General features: G+C 74.5%; 1 protein-coding gene. It reads left to right on the top strand.

The window, feature by feature from the left end:
* On the top strand, positions 1 to 742 hold a 742-nt coding region (locus ACLEQD_RS44680), incomplete at both ends, for a GAF domain-containing protein (RefSeq protein ID WP_410391964.1).

The raw sequence follows: 742 nt of genomic DNA, 5'->3' as shown, positions 1-742 counted from the left end.
GGGCCGGGGCCCGTCACCGTGGAGGTGTCGGGACAGCGCTGCTCCGCGCTCCTGCACGACAGCGACGGGCTGCGCGTGCTGGAGCTGGAGCCGCTGCCGGACGAGGACGTGGGCGCGGAGGAGACCGCGCTGAGCGCGGTGCAGCGGCTGGTGTCGCCGTTGGCGCGCGCGAAGGGGACGGCCGCGCTGCTCCAGGAGGCCGCGGACGCGGTGCGCGAAGTCATCGGCTACGACCGGGTGATGGTCTACCGCTTCCACGCGGACTTCCACGGCGAGGTCGTGGCGGAGAGCGTGCGCGAGGGCGTGGACTCCTTCCTGGGCCTGCACTTCCCGGCGAGCGACATCCCCGTGCAGGCGCGCGCCCTCTACACGCGCCACCCCGTGCGCCTCATCGCGGACGTGGACGCGAAGGTCGTGGGGCTGGTGCCCCCGCTGCTGCCCGGCACCCAGCGCCCGTTGGATTTGTCCGGCGCCGCGCTCCGCAGCGTGTCGGAAGTCCACCTGGAGTACCTGCGCAACATGGGCGTGGGCGCGTCCTTCAGCGTGTCGCTCCTGAAGGACGGGCAGCTCTGGGGGCTGATGGCCTGCCACCACCTGGCGCCCCGGAAGGTGTCCGCCGCGCGGCGGCAGGCGTGCGAGGTGCTGGCGCGGCTGCTGTCGCTCCAGCTGGCCGCGGAGGAGGCGGGGCCTGGAGGCCGCGGCGCAGGCGCGCCGCGCGTCGCTGCTCAACGTGCTGGTCGTG

Source organism: Corallococcus sp. 4LFB (genome assembly GCF_046520365.1).
Lineage (GTDB): Bacteria > Myxococcota > Myxococcia > Myxococcales > Myxococcaceae > Corallococcus > Corallococcus caeni.
This window is presented reverse-complemented; position numbering and strand designations above follow the sequence as displayed.